The organism is Mesorhizobium loti (assembly GCF_003148495.1).
GTDB lineage: Bacteria > Pseudomonadota > Alphaproteobacteria > Rhizobiales > Rhizobiaceae > Mesorhizobium > Mesorhizobium loti.
Genome location: NZ_QGGH01000025.1, coordinates 1 through 14,759, shown reverse-complemented (window position 1 = coordinate 14,759; position 14,759 = coordinate 1). Strand labels below are relative to the sequence as shown.

Annotated in this window: 16 protein-coding genes and 1 pseudogene; 5 read left to right on the top strand and 12 right to left on the bottom strand. The window is 61.7% G+C overall.

Annotated elements, in window-relative coordinates; genetic code table 11:
• Positions 1 to 44: 44 nt before the first annotated feature.
• The 4 genes from C8D77_RS35725 to C8D77_RS35710 are packed head-to-tail and all read right to left on the bottom strand — an operon-like array spanning position 45 to position 4,063.
• The gene (locus tag C8D77_RS35725; RefSeq protein ID WP_109672558.1) at positions 45 to 1,298 is read right to left on the bottom strand and encodes an MgtC/SapB family protein; all 1,254 of its coding nucleotides are present in this window, start codon (positions 1,296 to 1,298) and stop codon (positions 45 to 47) included.
• Between the two features lie 11 nt (positions 1,299 to 1,309).
• The gene (trxC, locus tag C8D77_RS35720; protein WP_109672555.1) at positions 1,310 to 1,759 is read right to left on the bottom strand and encodes a thioredoxin TrxC; all 450 of its coding nucleotides are present in this window, start codon (positions 1,757 to 1,759) and stop codon (positions 1,310 to 1,312) included.
• A gap of 28 nt (positions 1,760 to 1,787) precedes the next feature.
• Positions 1,788 to 3,641, bottom strand: coding sequence for a heavy metal translocating P-type ATPase (locus tag C8D77_RS35715; RefSeq protein ID WP_109672503.1), 1,854 nt, complete (start codon positions 3,639 to 3,641; stop codon positions 1,788 to 1,790).
• 35 nt (positions 3,642 to 3,676) lie between these two features.
• Positions 3,677 to 4,063: a DUF302 domain-containing protein gene (locus tag C8D77_RS35710; RefSeq protein ID WP_109672501.1), complete on the bottom strand. Its 387-nt coding sequence runs from the start codon at positions 4,061 to 4,063 to the stop codon at positions 3,677 to 3,679.
• Positions 4,064 to 4,226: 163 nt separating this feature from the next.
• Here C8D77_RS35710 and C8D77_RS35705 point away from each other — a divergent pair, with 163 nt between their 5' ends.
• A complete protein-coding gene (locus C8D77_RS35705) occupies positions 4,227 to 6,908 on the top strand; it encodes a bifunctional acetate--CoA ligase family protein/GNAT family N-acetyltransferase (protein ID WP_109672499.1) in 2,682 nt (893 codons plus the stop codon).
• Here the strand turns inward: C8D77_RS35705 and C8D77_RS35700 are convergent.
• Positions 6,849 to 8,486: a bifunctional aminoglycoside phosphotransferase/ATP-binding protein gene (locus C8D77_RS35700; protein WP_109672496.1), complete on the bottom strand. Its 1,638-nt coding sequence runs from the start codon at positions 8,484 to 8,486 to the stop codon at positions 6,849 to 6,851. The genes C8D77_RS35705 and C8D77_RS35700 overlap by 60 nt on opposite strands.
• Positions 8,487 to 8,539: 53 nt before the next feature.
• Positions 8,540 to 8,938: a c-type cytochrome gene (locus C8D77_RS35695; RefSeq protein ID WP_109672493.1), complete on the bottom strand. Its 399-nt coding sequence runs from the start codon at positions 8,936 to 8,938 to the stop codon at positions 8,540 to 8,542.
• 173 nt (positions 8,939 to 9,111) lie between these two features.
• Here C8D77_RS35695 and C8D77_RS35690 point away from each other — a divergent pair, with 173 nt between their 5' ends.
• Positions 9,112 to 9,948: a universal stress protein gene (locus C8D77_RS35690; protein ID WP_109672490.1), complete on the top strand. Its 837-nt coding sequence runs from the start codon at positions 9,112 to 9,114 to the stop codon at positions 9,946 to 9,948.
• A gap of 70 nt (positions 9,949 to 10,018) precedes the next feature.
• Here C8D77_RS35690 and C8D77_RS35685 read toward each other — a convergent pair whose 3' ends face one another.
• The 4 genes from C8D77_RS35685 to C8D77_RS35670 all read right to left on the bottom strand — a co-directional run bounded on the left by C8D77_RS35685 (position 10,019) and on the right by C8D77_RS35670 (position 12,570).
• A complete protein-coding gene (locus tag C8D77_RS35685; RefSeq protein ID WP_109672488.1) occupies positions 10,019 to 10,465 on the bottom strand; it encodes a pyridoxamine 5'-phosphate oxidase family protein in 447 nt (148 codons plus the stop codon).
• An 11-nt stretch (positions 10,466 to 10,476) separates the two neighbouring features.
• Positions 10,477 to 11,172 carry a phosphoribosyltransferase gene (locus C8D77_RS35680; RefSeq protein WP_425453802.1) on the bottom strand — a complete coding sequence of 232 codons (696 nt, stop codon included), beginning with the start codon at positions 11,170 to 11,172 and terminating at the stop codon, positions 10,477 to 10,479.
• Between the two features lie 42 nt (positions 11,173 to 11,214).
• Positions 11,215 to 11,649 carry a DUF2267 domain-containing protein gene (locus tag C8D77_RS35675; RefSeq protein WP_109672553.1) on the bottom strand — a complete coding sequence of 145 codons (435 nt, stop codon included), beginning with the start codon at positions 11,647 to 11,649 and terminating at the stop codon, positions 11,215 to 11,217.
• Between the two features lie 96 nt (positions 11,650 to 11,745).
• The gene (locus C8D77_RS35670) at positions 11,746 to 12,570 is read right to left on the bottom strand and encodes a universal stress protein (RefSeq protein WP_109672482.1); all 825 of its coding nucleotides are present in this window, start codon (positions 12,568 to 12,570) and stop codon (positions 11,746 to 11,748) included.
• Positions 12,571 to 12,787: 217 nt separating this feature from the next.
• On the opposite strand from C8D77_RS35670, the gene C8D77_RS35665 reads away from it, so the two are divergent.
• Positions 12,788 to 13,174, top strand: coding sequence for a phasin family protein (locus tag C8D77_RS35665; protein ID WP_109672479.1), 387 nt, complete (start codon positions 12,788 to 12,790; stop codon positions 13,172 to 13,174).
• Between the two features lie 25 nt (positions 13,175 to 13,199).
• The gene (locus C8D77_RS35660; protein ID WP_109672477.1) at positions 13,200 to 13,553 is read left to right on the top strand and encodes a c-type cytochrome; all 354 of its coding nucleotides are present in this window, start codon (positions 13,200 to 13,202) and stop codon (positions 13,551 to 13,553) included.
• A gap of 83 nt (positions 13,554 to 13,636) precedes the next feature.
• Here C8D77_RS35660 and C8D77_RS35655 read toward each other — a convergent pair whose 3' ends face one another.
• Entirely contained in the window at positions 13,637 to 14,023 is a 387-nt protein-coding gene (locus C8D77_RS35655) for a translational machinery protein (RefSeq protein ID WP_109672474.1), read from the bottom strand.
• Positions 14,024 to 14,088: 65 nt separating this feature from the next.
• Positions 14,089 to 14,337, bottom strand: coding sequence for a lipoyl domain-containing protein (locus C8D77_RS35650; RefSeq protein WP_109672471.1), 249 nt, complete (start codon positions 14,335 to 14,337; stop codon positions 14,089 to 14,091).
• Positions 14,338 to 14,531: 194 nt separating this feature from the next.
• On the opposite strand from C8D77_RS35650, the pseudogene C8D77_RS35645 reads away from it, so the two are divergent.
• A pseudogene (locus C8D77_RS35645) lies at positions 14,532 to 14,759 on the top strand (universal stress protein); the annotation flags it as partial.

Below are 14,759 nucleotides of genomic sequence, written 5' to 3'. Positions count from 1 at the left end.
GCCTGCCCCTTGATCCGCATCAAAGTGGTTCGAGAACCGCGCTTTTATCCCGGACCAAACAACAACATTGCGCCGTAGCCGGCGGTCGCAGCGGCCAGGGTTGCGCCGGCCAGCGGCAACCAGAACCTGATCGGGCCGGCAAATACCGCCAGTGACAGGCGGCCGATCGCGTTTGCCGCCAGCGCCGCCAGCACCGCCTGACCGATAGTCTCGACAGGGACCGAATGCTCGACCAGCCGCAAGGCACTGAGCACAGAGACGTCGACATCGAACGTACCCGCCAGCGCCGAGGTCGCCAGCAAGCCACGGCCGCCGAATTGAGCGGCCAATGCAGCGCTCGTGGTCGCGACAACCGCGAACAGCAGGGCGAACAGCAGCAACGGGCCCAACTCGAATGGGTTGCGCGCGATAGCGCTGCCTTCACCATTTCCGCTGTCGCGAGCGAGCAGCAATGCCCCGCAGACAGCGAAGGCGAGCGCCGAGGCAATCGCCGGAATGCCCGCCGAAGCGAATACGCTCGGCTCGATGATCAGGACCACGGCACAAACGCGGAGCACCGAAACCATGGCCGCCAGCGAAGCCGCCCCGGCAAGCGGCAGAGGGTTGCTTGCCGACATGGCGTTGCGGGCAAGCGCTAAGGTCACGGCGGTGGAAGAGACGATCGCGCCGGCGAGCGAACTGACCAGCAGACCACGCGTATTTCCCAGAATGCGAACAGCCACATAGCCGGCGAACGAAATCGAGGCCATCAGCACCGTCAGGAACCAGACCTCCCACGGATTGAAACCGCCCCACGGGTCCATCGTCCGGTTCGGCAGTAAGGGCAGCACGATCGCCGTCATCACCGCCAGGATCAGCGCGGAACGAAGTTCGACCCAGGTCAGTCGCTTCAAAAGACCGTGCAGGACCTCGCGGCTGGCCAGGATTGCCGCCAATGCCGCCCCACCGGCAGCAGCCGCTCCATAATCACCGGCGACGGAAAGCGCGCCAAGCGCGAAAACGCCGAGGCCAGCGATCACGCTCGTGACGCTGAAATCTTCGTCATGGGCAGCCTCGCGCGCCTTGTACCAGGCGAAGACAGCGGCAAAAGCGATGAATCCGCCGACCAGCACCGATACCGCATCGAGCGCTTCGGCGAGTGCGGCCAGAATGCCGCCGAGCAGGCCGGATATGCCGAACGTGCGAATGCCAGCCGTGCGGCTGCGATCAGGTGCATCCCGCTCCTGCCAGCCACGCTCCAAACCGACGAGCAGGCCAATTGCCAAGGCCAGTCCGAGCCGGGCGATGAGGGGATCCATGGCGCGGAACTTCAGGCGGCGACCGTCGGCAGGCGGTCGCGAACCCACCTGACGATCTGGCCTGCCGTCATTGCGCCGGATGTACGCGCGATTTCGCGCCCGCCATGGAAGAGGATCATCGTCGGGATGCCTCGAATGTCGAGCCTTGCCGCAACGGCCTGCTCATTGTCCGAATTGAGCTTGATCAGGCGAACATGCGGCTCCAGCTCGGTGGCCGCGGCCTCATATGCCGGCGCCATCATCTTGCAAGGGCCGCACCATGGTGCCCAGATATCGACGACAACGGGCAAGCTGCTGCGCGCGATCTGATGATTGAAAGTCGCGGCGTCGACGTCTTCGGGATGCCCCGAAAACAGCCTGATCCCGCACTTTCCGCATTTCGCCTCCCTGGCATTGCGGGCCGGCGGCAGGCGGTTGACCCCACCGCATTTGCTGCAAACCACCAGATTCTGCTGTGCCATGGCCATTCACCGATTTTGCTGTGGTCCACTATGCGCGCCCGAGACGTCCATCGCCAAGAGTGCGCAGAGCGTTGAGGATGACCGCCACGTCGATCCCTTCCTGGAGCAATGCACCTGCCACCGGCGTGATCTGCCCCATGGCCGCAGCAATCATTGCCACGGCCGAGAGCGCCAACCCGACAACGATGCTTTGCAGGGCAATCGCACGCGTCCGTTGGGCAATCCGCACCGCCTCGGCAACAGGCTCCAGCCTGTCGGCGAGAATGATGACATCCGCTGCCTCGGATGAGGCCGTCGCCCCGCGCGCGCCCATGGCGACGCCAACCGTCGCGGCGGCAAGGGCGGGTGCATCGTTGATGCCATCGCCGACCATCATTGTTGGCGCCGTTGCTTTCTCGGCCTCGACCGTCGCGACTTTATCCGCAGGGACGGCATCGGCGACGATGACATCCAGATCGAGCCCGGAGGAAACATGCTTTGCTGCTGCACCGTCATCACCTGTCAGCATGACCATGCGCGTGATGCCAGCCGAGCGCAGATTGGCGAGCGCGTCGCGTGCATCAGGACGCAACGCATCGCCAAAGGTGAAAATGCCGGCAAGGTGTTTGCCGAGCGTGACAAAAACCCTCAACACCGGCTCATCCCGGTATCGTTCGTCGCCGCTTGTCGCCCATTTAGGCAGCGGCTTGTCGGCGAGCACGAGAGCCCGCGATCCCGCCGCGATCGACATGTTTTCGACCCGGCCCTTGAGGCCCGCGCCGCGATACTCGCGGACATCATGCGGATGCGAAAGCACCAGCTGCCTGCTGCGCGCCGCCCGGATGATCGAGTCGGCAAGCACATGGTGCGAGGCCTGTTCCAACGATGCCAACAGCCGCAGCAGATGGTCGGTGTTGCGGCCGGGTGCAGCTTCGATTTCGATGAGCTCGGCGCCACCGATGGTCAAGGTGCCGGTCTTGTCGAAGATCGCGGTCCGAACCTGCGCGAGGGCTTCCAGCGCCGCCGAGCCTTTCATCAGGATGCCGGCACGCGCGGCGCGCGATACGCCGCCGATGAAGGCAACAGGAGCAGCAAGGATGAGCGGACAAGGTGTCGCGACAACCAGCACGGCAAGCGCCCGGATCGGATCACCGGAGATATACCAGGCGGCACCCGAGACAAGCAAGGTGGCCGGCAACAGGAACAGGGCAAAACGGTCGGCCATGCGAATAAAGGGCGCCTTGACGGTCTGCGCCGCCGCGACCATGCGCACGATCGCGGCATAAGTGCTCTGCTCTGCCAGAGCAGAGGCCCGCATGCTGAAGGCCTCGCCCGCGTTGACGGTGCCGCTGCGCAGCGTGTCGCCGGCGCTGCGCGGCACCGGTAATGGCTCGCCGGTCACCGCCGACTCGTCGAGTGAGGCTGAAGCGTCGAGCAGGATACCGTCGACAGGAAGCAGTTCGCCGGCACGCACCATCAGAGCGTCGCCGACAGCGACCTCTTCGATGGGAATGGTTTCTGTTGCATGTGTCGACTTGCGATGTGCGACACGCGGTGACCGGTCGGTGAGTGCCTTGAGGTTCCGCTCGGCGCGGCCGCGGGCAAAATCCTCAAGCACGGTGCCGCCGGCATACATGATCGCGACCACCACCGCGGCCAGCGGTTGGCCAAGCAGCAGCGCGGCGGACATCGACACCAGCGCAATTGCATCGACGCCGAAGCGACCGATCCAGAAATCGCGCAGAATGGAGATGGCGAGAGCCGCCACCACGGGCAAGGTTGCCACCATCCAGATCGTGTCGGCCTCAAGGGAACCGAATCCTGTTCGCCAAACTCCGACGCCAAGGGCCAGGCCCACGATAGCAATGACCAGCAATGCGCGTCGCAGGGCAGACTCGTTCATCCGATGTCCCTCAACCTTGATGGCCCCCTTTGGCGCTAGAGTTCGCGGACCATCTCCTCGAGCAGGCGACGCACATCGTCTGCGACCTGCGCAAGCTCGCGATTGTCGATGGCGCCCATTGAAGCGACCGGATCCACCGCTGCGACCTCTACCTTTCCTGGTCCGACCTCCGTGACGATGACATTGCAGGGCAGCATGGTTCCGATCTTGTCTTCGGCCTGAAGCGCCCGCCATGCGAAATGCGGATTGCACGCGCCCAGGATCACATAGGGTCTGAAATCTGCGCCAAGCTTGGCCTTTATGGTCTGCTGGACATCGATCGAGGTCAGGACGCCAAACCCTTTGCTTGCGAGCTTGTCGGTCACGTGGTCGATTGCCGCTGTGAACGGCATGGCGACGATCTTGCTGAAATAGTAGCCCATCTAACTCTCCAATCATTGGTCGCAAAGCCCGTCGCAACTTCGCGGGCGGCGGCGTCGAACCTCGCGCAAGAGCTAATCGCGATAACCGGGGAACGCTTTGATCCAACGCAACGAACGGGCAAGATGGACCGGCGATTGTCGCTATGAATCGGAGACATAGGGTGTGACGATCCGAAATCTTGAATTTGCGTTCGCCCCGAAGTCGGTTGCCGTCTTCGGCGCGTCGGTGCGCGACGGCTCGGTCGGCCGTGTCGTCTTCGACAATATCGTCAGCGGCGGCTTCGAAGGCGAGATCTGGCCGGTCAATCCGAAATATTCGCAAGTGGCCGGTCGGCAATGTTATGCCAAAGCGGCCGATCTGCCGGGTATTCCAGACCTTGGTGTCATCGTCACGCCGCCTGAGACGGTTCCTCGCATCGTGCGTGAGCTCGGCAACAAGGGCACGCGGGCGGCGGTTGTCATTACCGCGGGACTGACGCGCGAAAGCGGCCTTCGTCAGGCGATGCTCGATGCCGCCAAGCCCAGTCTGTTTCGAATCATCGGGCCGAACACAGTCGGACTGATGATTCCGCCGATACGGCTCAATGCCGGATTTGCCCATATGGCCGCCAAGCCCGGCAACATCGCGCTGCTGTCGCAATCCGGCGCCATTGCCACGTCGCTGATCGACTGGGCTGCGGACAATAATGTCGGCTTCTCGCAGATCGTCTCGCTCGGCGACATGGCGGATGTCGACGTGGGAGATTGTCTCGACATGCTGGCGGGCGACATGCATACGCGCGCCATCGTGATGTATCTGGAAACCATTCCCAATCCGCGCAAGTTCATCTCGGCCGCCCGTGCGGCGGCGCGCGTCAAGCCGGTGATCGCGATCAAGTCCGGCCGGCACGAGCAATCGGCCAAAGCTGCCGCGACCCACACCGGCGCGCTATCGGGCGCCGATCGCGTCGTCGATGCGGCATTGCTGCGCGCTGGCATACTGCGCGTGAAAGGCCTGACCGAGTTGTTCGATGCGGTTGAAACGACCGCTCGTTTCGTTCCGCTAGAACGAGCCCGCGTAGGCATCGTCACCAATGGCGGCGGCGCCGGTGTGCTTGCCGTCGATCAACTCATCGAAGGCAGCGGGGAACTGGCCGAACTGTCGCCGGAAACGATCGCCCGTCTGGACGCCGTCCTGCCGAGCACCTGGTCCCACGCCAATCCGGTCGACATCATTGGCGACGCCCCGCCAGAGCGCTATCGGGCCGCGATCGAGGCCGTCGCGGCCGATGCCGGGACCGACGTCGTCCTGGTCATGAATTGCCCGACCGGGCTTGGCTCGCCGCTTGCCGCGGCAAGCGCGGTGGCGGCGCTCGCGCAGGACGGCAAGATTGACGGCAAACCTGTCTTGACCTGCTGGCTTGGCGAACATACGGCGCGCGAAGGGCGACGTGTTCTTCAGGATGCCGGCATTGCCAGCTTCGAAACGCCCTCCGATGCCGCAACGGCTGTCTCCTACCTGAGCGAATGGTCGCGGGCTCAGCGGGCATTGATGCGCACGCCGTCGAGTCGCAGCGAGGACGCCAGAAGCGGCCGAGAAGCCGTGCTTGCCATATTCAGGCAGGTCGCAAAAGGAGGCCGGCGAATGCTGACCGAGCCCGAAGCCAAGGCGGCGATTTCCGCCTACGGCATTCCGGTGCCCGAGACGATCGTCGCCAGATCTCCTGTCGAAGTGGAAGCTGCTGCCGGCCGGCTCCTCAAGACGTCCGCGCAGGTCGTCGTCAAGTTGTTGTCCAAGGCGATCTCGCACAAGTCGGACATTGGCGGGGTCATGCTTGGCATTACCACCTCTGCTGCCGCGGGGGAAGCGGCACGCTCAATCGAGGCGCGCGTGCGCAAGTCCGCACCGCAGGCTGATATCGAAGGCTATGCTGTCCAGCCTATGGTGGTGCGGAAACAGGCGCAGGAATTGATCCTTGGTGTCAGCCGCGATCCGATTTTCGGACCAGCCATCCTGTTTGGAGCCGGTGGCGTTGCGGTCGAGGTGATGGACGATACCGCGATCGCGCTGCCGCCGCTCGACGACGTTCTTTCCGGTGACCTGATCAGGCAAACGCGGATCGGCCGTCTGCTCGCCGGGTTCCGCGATCGCAAGCCAGCGGACAGGCAATCGATCATTGCAGCACTCAACGGCCTGTCGCAGATGATCATCGACTTTCCGTGCCTGGTTTCGTTGGACATCAATCCGCTGCTGGCCGATGCCGAGGGCGTGATTGCGCTTGACGCCCGCATCGAGATCGAGCCGGAACGCGTGGAAGAGGCGGGGCCTAACCCGGCGCTTGCCATCAGGCCTTATCCGTCGGGTTGGGAAAAGACGTTTTCGGCGGGCGACACGGACTATAACATTCGCCCGATCAAGCCGGCCGACATCGCGCTCTATCCCGAATTCCTTGCCAGGATTTCGCCTGACGATTTGCGCCTGCGTTTTCTGTCGCCGCGCAAAAGCTTCTCCGACCAGATGTTGAAGCGGCTCACCCAACTCGACTACGATCGCAACATGGCTTTCGTCGCGCTGGAGACGAGGTCCGGTGCGCTGGGCGGTATCAGCCGCCTGTCCTGCGATCCGGACCACACTGTCGCCGAATACGCCGTGCTGGTACGGACGGATTTGCAGGGTCATGGTCTGGGCTGGGAATTGCTCAGGCAAATCGTCGATTATGCGAAGGCCGATGGGATTGATCGAATCGGAGGGATAATGCTCAGCGAGAACACCAGGATGCTGGCCATGTGCCGCGAGTTCGGTTTCTCAATAAAGCGTCATCCAATTGAACCCGGCCTTGTCGAGGCAACTCTCGAACTCCGTTGAGGCCGATCGCTCTGCCGCACCGGTCAGGAGGCTGTGCGCAGGGGCCTTGGAAGTATCGCCCTCGGAAAACCCACTCAATTCCGCGACAGTGTCGGCGAGCTTTCGATCGGCGTTGATCTTTTGCCAGCTAGACTGGGTGGCATTTCGCTGCAATTGCCGCGAGAGGATATCTATCGTGGCGTCTGAAGGACCGCCCTTGCGGTCACTGACTCGCTGCCAAAGAACGAGCGGGTCCGCCTCCAACCAAAATCCGGAGAATCTGATAGCCCGGCTGCGCGCCGCTTTCTCGATCCGCTCACGATCGGCCGGTCTGTCGAAAACGGCATCGGCGACGACGGAGCCGCCCTCGGAAAGGATCAGGCCGGCGCGCCATGCCATTTCGTGGTAGACCCGGTCAGAGACCTCCGGCCGGTAGGCCCGGTCTGGCAGCCTGGTCTCTGCAGGCACTCCATGCATGGCTTTGCGGATGCGGTCGCTTTCGACAATGCGGGCGCCGGGCGGCGCACCAACATGGGCGGCCAGCGCCTCTGCAACGGTCGTCTTGCCGGAGCCACTGAGGCCGCCGATGGCAACGAGCCGCGGAGGCGTTTGCTGGAGAAATGTTCTGGCAAGTTCGAAATAAGATCTGGCCTCGGCAATCAACTTGTCGGAATCGGTACTGCCTTCCTCGACTTGCGTTGCGGTGACGTGCGCGCGTACTGCGGCTCGGACCGCCATGAAAAACGGCAGCAGGACAAAGCCATCCTCGTCATCGGCCTCGTCGAGGTAGCGGTTCATCACGAGATTGGCGAGCTCCGGAAAGCCACGGTGCCAAAGGTCCATCAGCAGGAAGGCAAGGTCGTACAAAACATCGATGCTGGCGATCTGGTCGTTGAATTCGATGCAATCGAAGAGCCGCGGGTCGCCGTCGAAGAGGCAGATGTTGCGCAGATGCAGATCGCCATGGCACCGGCGGATCTTGCCGGCGGCTTCCCGGCGGTCGAGCAATTCCGAATACCGGGCGAGGGCGGTGCGGAAGGCTTCGGCAAAGCTCGTGACCTCTGCTTTTGCGAAAACGTGGCTGGTGGCAAAGCCGGCCTCGTTGATGTCGAGCACGCCCGCCATGTTGGACGACCCGCTGCCATTGTGGATCGTCGGTGCGGCACGGTGATATCCCACGATCATGCGTGCGACGGCGGTCATGAGAGCCGGCGTCAGGTCTCCAGCGGTCGCCATCCGATCGAGGAGCCTCGACTGATCGAAGCGGACCATTTCGATCGCTGCATCGACCATTTGGCCGGTGCCATCGAAAGTCAACTTGCCGTCAGCTTCGCGAGTGACGCGCCGCACTCCCAGATAGAGGCCGGGTGCGGTTTTCGAGTTGAGTTCCACCTCTTTTTCGCAAGCGGCCAGCCTCAGTGCGGGCGTCGAGAAATCGACATAGGGTAGCTTGACCGCCCGCTTCATCTTGTAGGCGCGTTCGCCAGTCAGAAAAATACGCGAGATATGGGTCTCGATCGCCTCGACCGGTCCGGTCGCGCCATATGAGGCAGAATCAAGCAGGAACGCGGTAACGGATTGCTGGTCGTCAACAATCATGGCCGGCCTCCTCGATGCCTGTGTCATGCGGAGACTGTTTCCGCCATCTGCATTCATTGCTGTAACGTCTCGACATAACCGGCCAGATCATGGATCCGTTCCCTGGTGACGATTTCCCCGGCGTTCGGGCCATACTTCTTCACGTCACCGGGAAGGAATTGCTGGCCCCAGACCGGCATGTCGCGATCGCCATGCCCCGGCACCATGGCGCGGCCGTCGATCACGGCAAACACGCGCCAATAAGGGAATTCGCCGCCATTGCGCCTGGAGAGGCGCGTCAGGTCGCTTGGCCGCTTCAACAGCTCGTCGCCCAACGGTCCATCGCCCTTGCCTTCAGGACCATGGCAGACGGCGCATGAGTTCATGTATTCGGCCTTGCCGTTGCCGAGTTCCTGGGCGCCGGCCGCGTTGAAGGCCAATCCTGCCAGAGCCGCCGCGATCAGGAATTTCATCTGCGTTTCCCCGATTGATCGACTGAACCTACAGCCTTGGCTTGCGCACACGTTGATGCGGATCAAATGCCGCCGCAGTCACGGTGTTTGATTCAGCGCAATGAACGCACCAGGCGCCCTCGCTAATGACGAGATCACGACCGAGCCTTCACTCGAAATGAGGAGTTGCCGCCGTGACTTTCAGGACACTGCTTACAGTTACCGGACCGAACCAGGGCGAAGGCGATCTGAAGCTCGCCGCTGACCTGTGCGAACAGATCGGTGCCCATCTCTCCGTGCTCGTTCTCGAACTGGCCGCACCGCCCTCAGGCGGTGAGTATGCTGCTGTCGTCTCGCCAGCCTGGCTGGAGGAACGTCAGGCCGAGCTGAAAAGGCTTGAGAAACGAATTTCGGACGTCGCCGGCTTTCTCTCCCAGAGCGCCGTATCGGCTGATCTGAGCGACGACTATCCCGACACGGGATGGGCGGACGACGTCATCGGAAGGCGTGCCCGCTACGCCGATCTGACCATTCTGGGGCCGGATTTGCTGGCAAGCCATACGCTGAAGGATAAGGTCATCCAGGGCGTGCTGTTCTCGTCAGGAAAGCCCATGCTGCTTGTTCCCGAGGGCTCGCGCCCGACGCTGAAGCCGAAACGCATCCTCGTTGCATGGGACGCCCGCCTTGAGTCATCGCGCGCCGTCCGCGAGTCGCTCAATATGCTGAGAGGCGCCGATGATGTGCGCCTTGTCATCGTCGATCCAATAGAAGATGAGTTCCATCATGGCGAGGAGCCAGGTGCAGATGCCGCGGCCTATCTTGCCCGGCATGGCGTGAAGGTTACGGTCGACCGGCTGCCGAGCTCGAACCATTCGGTCGCCGACGTGCTTCGCCAGCATGCCGACGACGTTGCCGCCGAGCTGATGGTCATGGGCGCCTATGGCCATTCCCGGTTTCGCGAGCGCATTTTCGGAGGCATCACGAAGTCGATGCTTGACGATCATTCGCTGCCGATCCTGATGGCACGCTAGCAATCCACGTCATGGCCGGCGCTGATTGCGCCGGCCCATTCCATTTCCCGCAACCAATTGGTCGAGCGACCTACTCGGTCGCTTCTCGTCCGGACACCTGCTCGATGAGGATCCGGAAGAAAACATGCGGTGCACTGTCGGCCGTGGGAGGAACGACCGGCTTGAGTGCACCCGGCTCCCACCAGTCCGCGTGTTTGCTCAACACCGACCAAGCATGATCCCGCTCAAGCTTGTGACCGATACGATCAGGTAGCTCTTCGTATCGGCCATCGACGACGACGCTTCTCCATCCTCGCCCTTGGCTATGTTCATCGACTTGGACGGACACCAGCGGATTGGCTCGCATCCATTCGATCTTCTTGCCCGGCATGGAAAACGCGTAAAGATGAGCATCCGCATGGGCGTAGTGGAAGGGCACGACGTAGGGCTGCCCGTCCTTCGCGCATGCCAGGCGGCCAACACGATTGGCTGTCAGTATTTTGGTGCACTCCAAGGCAGAAAGCGTGCGGATCAGCATGATGTGACCTCCTATTTCTCGCGGTTGTCCCGTGTCTTTGATTTTGTGGTGGCTTTTGAGCCATGGCCAGCGGCGTGTTGCGCACTTCGATGCTGTCCGGCTCTTTGCGACCGAATAGCCTCGTCCATCGCAGCGGCGACATCGCTGTCGGAGAGCTGAGGAAACCGAAGGTAATGGTAACTCAGGGCATGGAACTGTCCTGGCTGACTGAGGCAAACCACACGATCCGCTTCCCGTGCCAGGTCAGCTACTGTCTCCTGCGGTGAAACAGGAAGAGCCACGATGATTTCCCGCGGTGACCGGCGCTTGAGAGCGCGAACTGCGACCTTCATGGTTGTACCGGTCGCTGCACCGTCATCCACTATGATCGCTGTCTTGCCGGTGATCGACAGGGGCCGCCGGTTGCCTCGATAGGCAAGGCACCTGTGTTCAAGTTCAGGGCGTTCTTTGGCGATCAAGACACGAAGCTCGTCGTTGTCGAGCGCGTAAGCCTCGACGATCTCACGGTTCAACACGACGTCCCCAGGCTCGCCATCGACGATTGCGGCAACAGCCAGTTCGGAATTGCCAGGGGCGCCGACCTTACGGACGATGAGTAGATCGAGAGGAGCATTGAGAGCCTTGGCCACTTCCGCCGCGACAGGAACCCCACCTCGCGGCAATGCCAGCACGACAGGCCGGTGCAGTTGAAGCTTGCTCAACTCCATGCCGAGCTTCTCTCCAGCCTCTTGCCGGTCCCGAAACATCGATCAATCCACCGGCCACAATTTTCGAAGTGACTTCTTCATCGAGTTTCTGACCTGCACTATTTCGCCGTGCGAAATATGACGGTCGAGAAGCTTGAACACCGCGTTGATCGCGACATCGAAATCGACGTCGTCATCATAACCGAAACTGGTTCTGACGCTGAGGACAAAATCACTTTTCTTGCGCTCGCACGCAGGCACCGATGGATTCCAGCCTTCGAAGTAGATGCCACGAATCAAAACAGGCAGTTGCGCCGACAGATCGGCCGTTTCCGCCAGCGACAGCCAGTCTCGCACCGTATGCAAAACTGACCTCAGGAGGCGGCACGCGCTCGGTTCGCTCCAGCAAAGATCCCTGGCAAGCTCGTTGACCCACTGCTGCGCCTGCTGGGCAGAGTGGGTGAAGCCGGCAAAGGAGGTATGGGACATCTGGCTCATGACGTGCTCCTTGAAGTTTCCACCTCCATCATCAAACGTCGCAGGCGTCTGCGCATTGCGCCGGATCAATTGGCCTCAACTCAGCGGTGCGCTATCTCAATTTGAGATGAGCCGATGGAACGACCCGCTCTGGAGTACCGAGCGCGTCACACCGCCAAAAGTCGTTTCACGCACACGGCTATGACCATAGCCGCCGAGCACAATGAGATCGGCCGCAATCTCCTGTCCGATCTGGAGCAGGATTTCCGCCGGTTCGGAGCGGCGCGAATCCAAGACTTCCGATCGCGCCTTCACCCCGTGGCGTGTCAGGAAGAGTTCGACATCCGCAACATTTTCCCGAGGTGCAGGGCCTCCATTGTCCACGGTGGCGATCACAACATCCCTGGCGGTGATCAGGAAGGGCATGGCGTCGACGACGGCACGTCGCGCTTCCCGCGTGTCAGTCCATGCAATCAGGATGCTTTCAGCCTTGACTGGGGCAGGGGTTTCCGACGCCACAAGTATCGGACGGCCTGCCGCAAGGATCAGGCTTGCGGTGTCCAGGGTGCGGTGGTGGTCGACCACCAGATCGATCATTGGCGAGCCAGTTACAATCAGGTCGGCGGCACGTGCATTGAGCGCAAGCTGCCAGGTAGGATTTCCTATTTCGCCGCGCCACGAGGCGCGATTGCTGCCATTGACAGCGCTTAGGAATTCCTCGCTCAAGCAATTGAGGCGACCTTCTATCTCCTCCAGCTGGGACCACATCGCCTTGGTCGCGGCCCTGTCGTCGGCGCCGGTTGGCATGACAAAATGCGGCTCGGCCGCGCAGAAGCCGATCAGATCGGCCTCATGCCGTTGAGCGAAATCCCACGCCATCGAGATGAGCGGCGCGGCGATGGTGTCCACGTCCAGTTGAACCATGATCGTCTTGAAAGCCATCGCTGCAGCCCTTTTTCGGTTGAAGCGAGCTAGCCACGAAGAAGGGGCAAGGGCCTTGATGCGCGTCAAACAAGGCAACGAGACCAGATGGCGCTCGACTGCCCGTGCATTCCGGCAAAGGTCATGCGCCTGTTGATCCTGATCAACGACCTGACGGCGAATGGCGGTAGCGTTGTCTGGCGGGCACTTTGTTTGCCGCCTCACAATGGAGTAACCGATGATGCAGACCCATCCAGAGCCGTCGCAATTCGGCATGCAACCCTTGCCGATAGCGGAAAATGGCCAGAAGCTCATTCTCGCTGCCGCGTCTCTTCAGGCCCACACCTTCAAGGCGATGATGCGCTATCAGATCGAAACGCTCGCGTTTCTGAAACATCGTTACGAGCAGGATGTTAAGCTTGCCGAGGATCTCATCGACGGTTCCGAGTTCAACGACGCCTTCGACATCTTCTCCACCTTCCTGCAGAATGCGGCATCGGAATACGCCACGGAAGCCGGCAAGGTTGCGGCACTGACTTCCAAGCTCGCTTCGGAAACGGCCAGGCGCGTGCGCAGGGAAGCCAAAACCGCTATCGAGGATGTGGCGGCGAAGACGGTCGCGTAGATCGGAAATGCGGAGGCCTGCAACCATGAACGCCTGTATGAGCAGTGATGGTCACGGGCGTCGTCTATGGGTTCCCGCGCTGACTGTGGTGTTGCTTGGTTCCGTACTGCCAGCCCTGGCCGATGGCGTAACGGAACATGGAAAGGCGTTGGTGGAAGTCAATTGCGCCCGCTGCCACGCCATTGGAGAAACCGACAAGAGCAGCCATCCCGACGCGCCCGCCTTTCGCACCCTGTCGAAGCGCTATCCGATTACGGATCTCGAGGAAGCACTCGCCGAAGGCATTTCGACCGGCCATCCGGACATGCCTGAGTGGGTTGCCAGCCCCGACCAGATCGAGGCAATCATCGCCTATATCAGCAGCTTGCAGCAACCGTGATCGAGGCCACGGAGACGGCAGGCGCCCGAGTCTGACGGCTCCGCGGGCCGATCGCGGCCCCAGCAGAGCAGCCCCAGACCGAGCTAGGGCAACATTCGGTCGGCGGCACGGAAGAACGTTCGTGCATGCGCCACGATCTGGGCCTCCGTTGGATGATCCGCCGGTTCGACGCCGACAATGCGATCGTTCAAGTGGGGATGGTGGTCGCGGATATGCTTGGCCAGTTCATCCTTTGCCGATCCCGGCCCCACGATCAACCATTCCCTCGCAGGCTGCAGGGCGTCGACGACGTCGTGGTAGAAGGACTGGTTTTCCGGTGCACGCTTGCCGTCGACGGTGCCTGCCTTGTTGTGGGTCTGATGATGCGCAAGCGTGGTGGCAAGCCTCAGGCTCTCCGCTGTGTCACGATTGAAGAAAAACACCTTGGCTTCGCGATGGTCCAGCCAGGCGACGGCATGTTGGGTCTGCATGTCTATGGATCCTTGAGTTTTGGTTGGAGGATGCGCGCAATCGACGCGGTGAGGCGCCGCTTGCCTCACACGGACTGAGACTCCAGCGTTGCCAGGATCGAGCCGGGTTCGATGACGGCATTCGCTGTGGCGACGATCGTCGCGCGGCCAGCTGCCGGCGCGACAATCTCGTGCAGCGCGTCCTCAATTCGGACTTCGGCTATTCGCTCACCGGCCTCGATATCGTCACCGCTGTCAATGAACCAACGCTCCAGAATGCCCTCGGGCAACATGCTGGACGCCCATAGCGCTTCGTCGACCTTGATATACTGCATCGCAATTCTCCTTATGCGGTCGAATGATATTCCCGTCGCCACCGCGGTCCTTGATCACGATCAATGAGCAAACAGGATGCGAGCCCTCTCGAAGGCGGCCCGCAATCGGCGCGTGTTTGACCGGCATCAAGGCGTCGAGTGCCAGCGGGTGCACTTCATCATGCATTCGACGGTTCCAGTGAAAGGCGCCTGCTATGTCCTACAAGTCGATTATCGTGAACCTCGCGGTAGATGCACCTCCGGCGGCCATGGTGAGATTGGGGATCGAGCTTGCGGAGCGATTTGGAGCCCGTCTCATCGGTCTGGCGGCAGCGGATGTCCCGCCACTGGTCGCGACAGGCGACGGCATGGTCTACGAAGGCGAGATCATGCAGATCCAGCGCACGGAAATCGAAAAGCGGCTTGCCGAACTGCGTGCCGAG

Excerpts from the sequence above, each read along its gene's own strand:
- C8D77_RS35725 (WP_109672558.1), bottom strand. The coding sequence starts at position 1,298 with ATGGATCCCCTCATCGCCCGGCTCGGACTGGCCTTGGCAATTGGCCTG.
- trxC (WP_109672555.1), bottom strand. The coding sequence starts at position 1,759 with ATGGCACAGCAGAATCTGGTGGTTTGCAGCAAATGCGGTGGGGTCAAC.
- C8D77_RS35715 (WP_109672503.1), bottom strand. The coding sequence starts at position 3,641 with ATGAACGAGTCTGCCCTGCGACGCGCATTGCTGGTCATTGCTATCGTG.
- C8D77_RS35710 (WP_109672501.1), bottom strand. The coding sequence starts at position 4,063 with ATGGGCTACTATTTCAGCAAGATCGTCGCCATGCCGTTCACAGCGGCA.
- C8D77_RS35700 (WP_109672496.1), bottom strand. The coding sequence starts at position 8,486 with ATGATTGTTGACGACCAGCAATCCGTTACCGCGTTCCTGCTTGATTCT.
- C8D77_RS35695 (WP_109672493.1), bottom strand. The coding sequence starts at position 8,938 with ATGAAATTCCTGATCGCGGCGGCTCTGGCAGGATTGGCCTTCAACGCG.
- C8D77_RS35685 (WP_109672488.1), bottom strand. The coding sequence starts at position 10,465 with ATGCTGATCCGCACGCTTTCTGCCTTGGAGTGCACCAAAATACTGACA.
- C8D77_RS35680 (WP_425453802.1), bottom strand. The coding sequence starts at position 11,172 with ATGGAGTTGAGCAAGCTTCAACTGCACCGGCCTGTCGTGCTGGCATTG.
- C8D77_RS35675 (WP_109672553.1), bottom strand. The coding sequence starts at position 11,649 with ATGAGCCAGATGTCCCATACCTCCTTTGCCGGCTTCACCCACTCTGCC.
- C8D77_RS35670 (WP_109672482.1), bottom strand. The coding sequence starts at position 12,570 with ATGGCTTTCAAGACGATCATGGTTCAACTGGACGTGGACACCATCGCC.
- C8D77_RS35665 (WP_109672479.1), top strand. The coding sequence starts at position 12,788 with ATGATGCAGACCCATCCAGAGCCGTCGCAATTCGGCATGCAACCCTTG.
- C8D77_RS35660 (WP_109672477.1), top strand. The coding sequence starts at position 13,200 with ATGAACGCCTGTATGAGCAGTGATGGTCACGGGCGTCGTCTATGGGTT.
- C8D77_RS35655 (WP_109672474.1), bottom strand. The coding sequence starts at position 14,023 with ATGCAGACCCAACATGCCGTCGCCTGGCTGGACCATCGCGAAGCCAAG.
- C8D77_RS35650 (WP_109672471.1), bottom strand. The coding sequence starts at position 14,337 with ATGCAGTATATCAAGGTCGACGAAGCGCTATGGGCGTCCAGCATGTTG.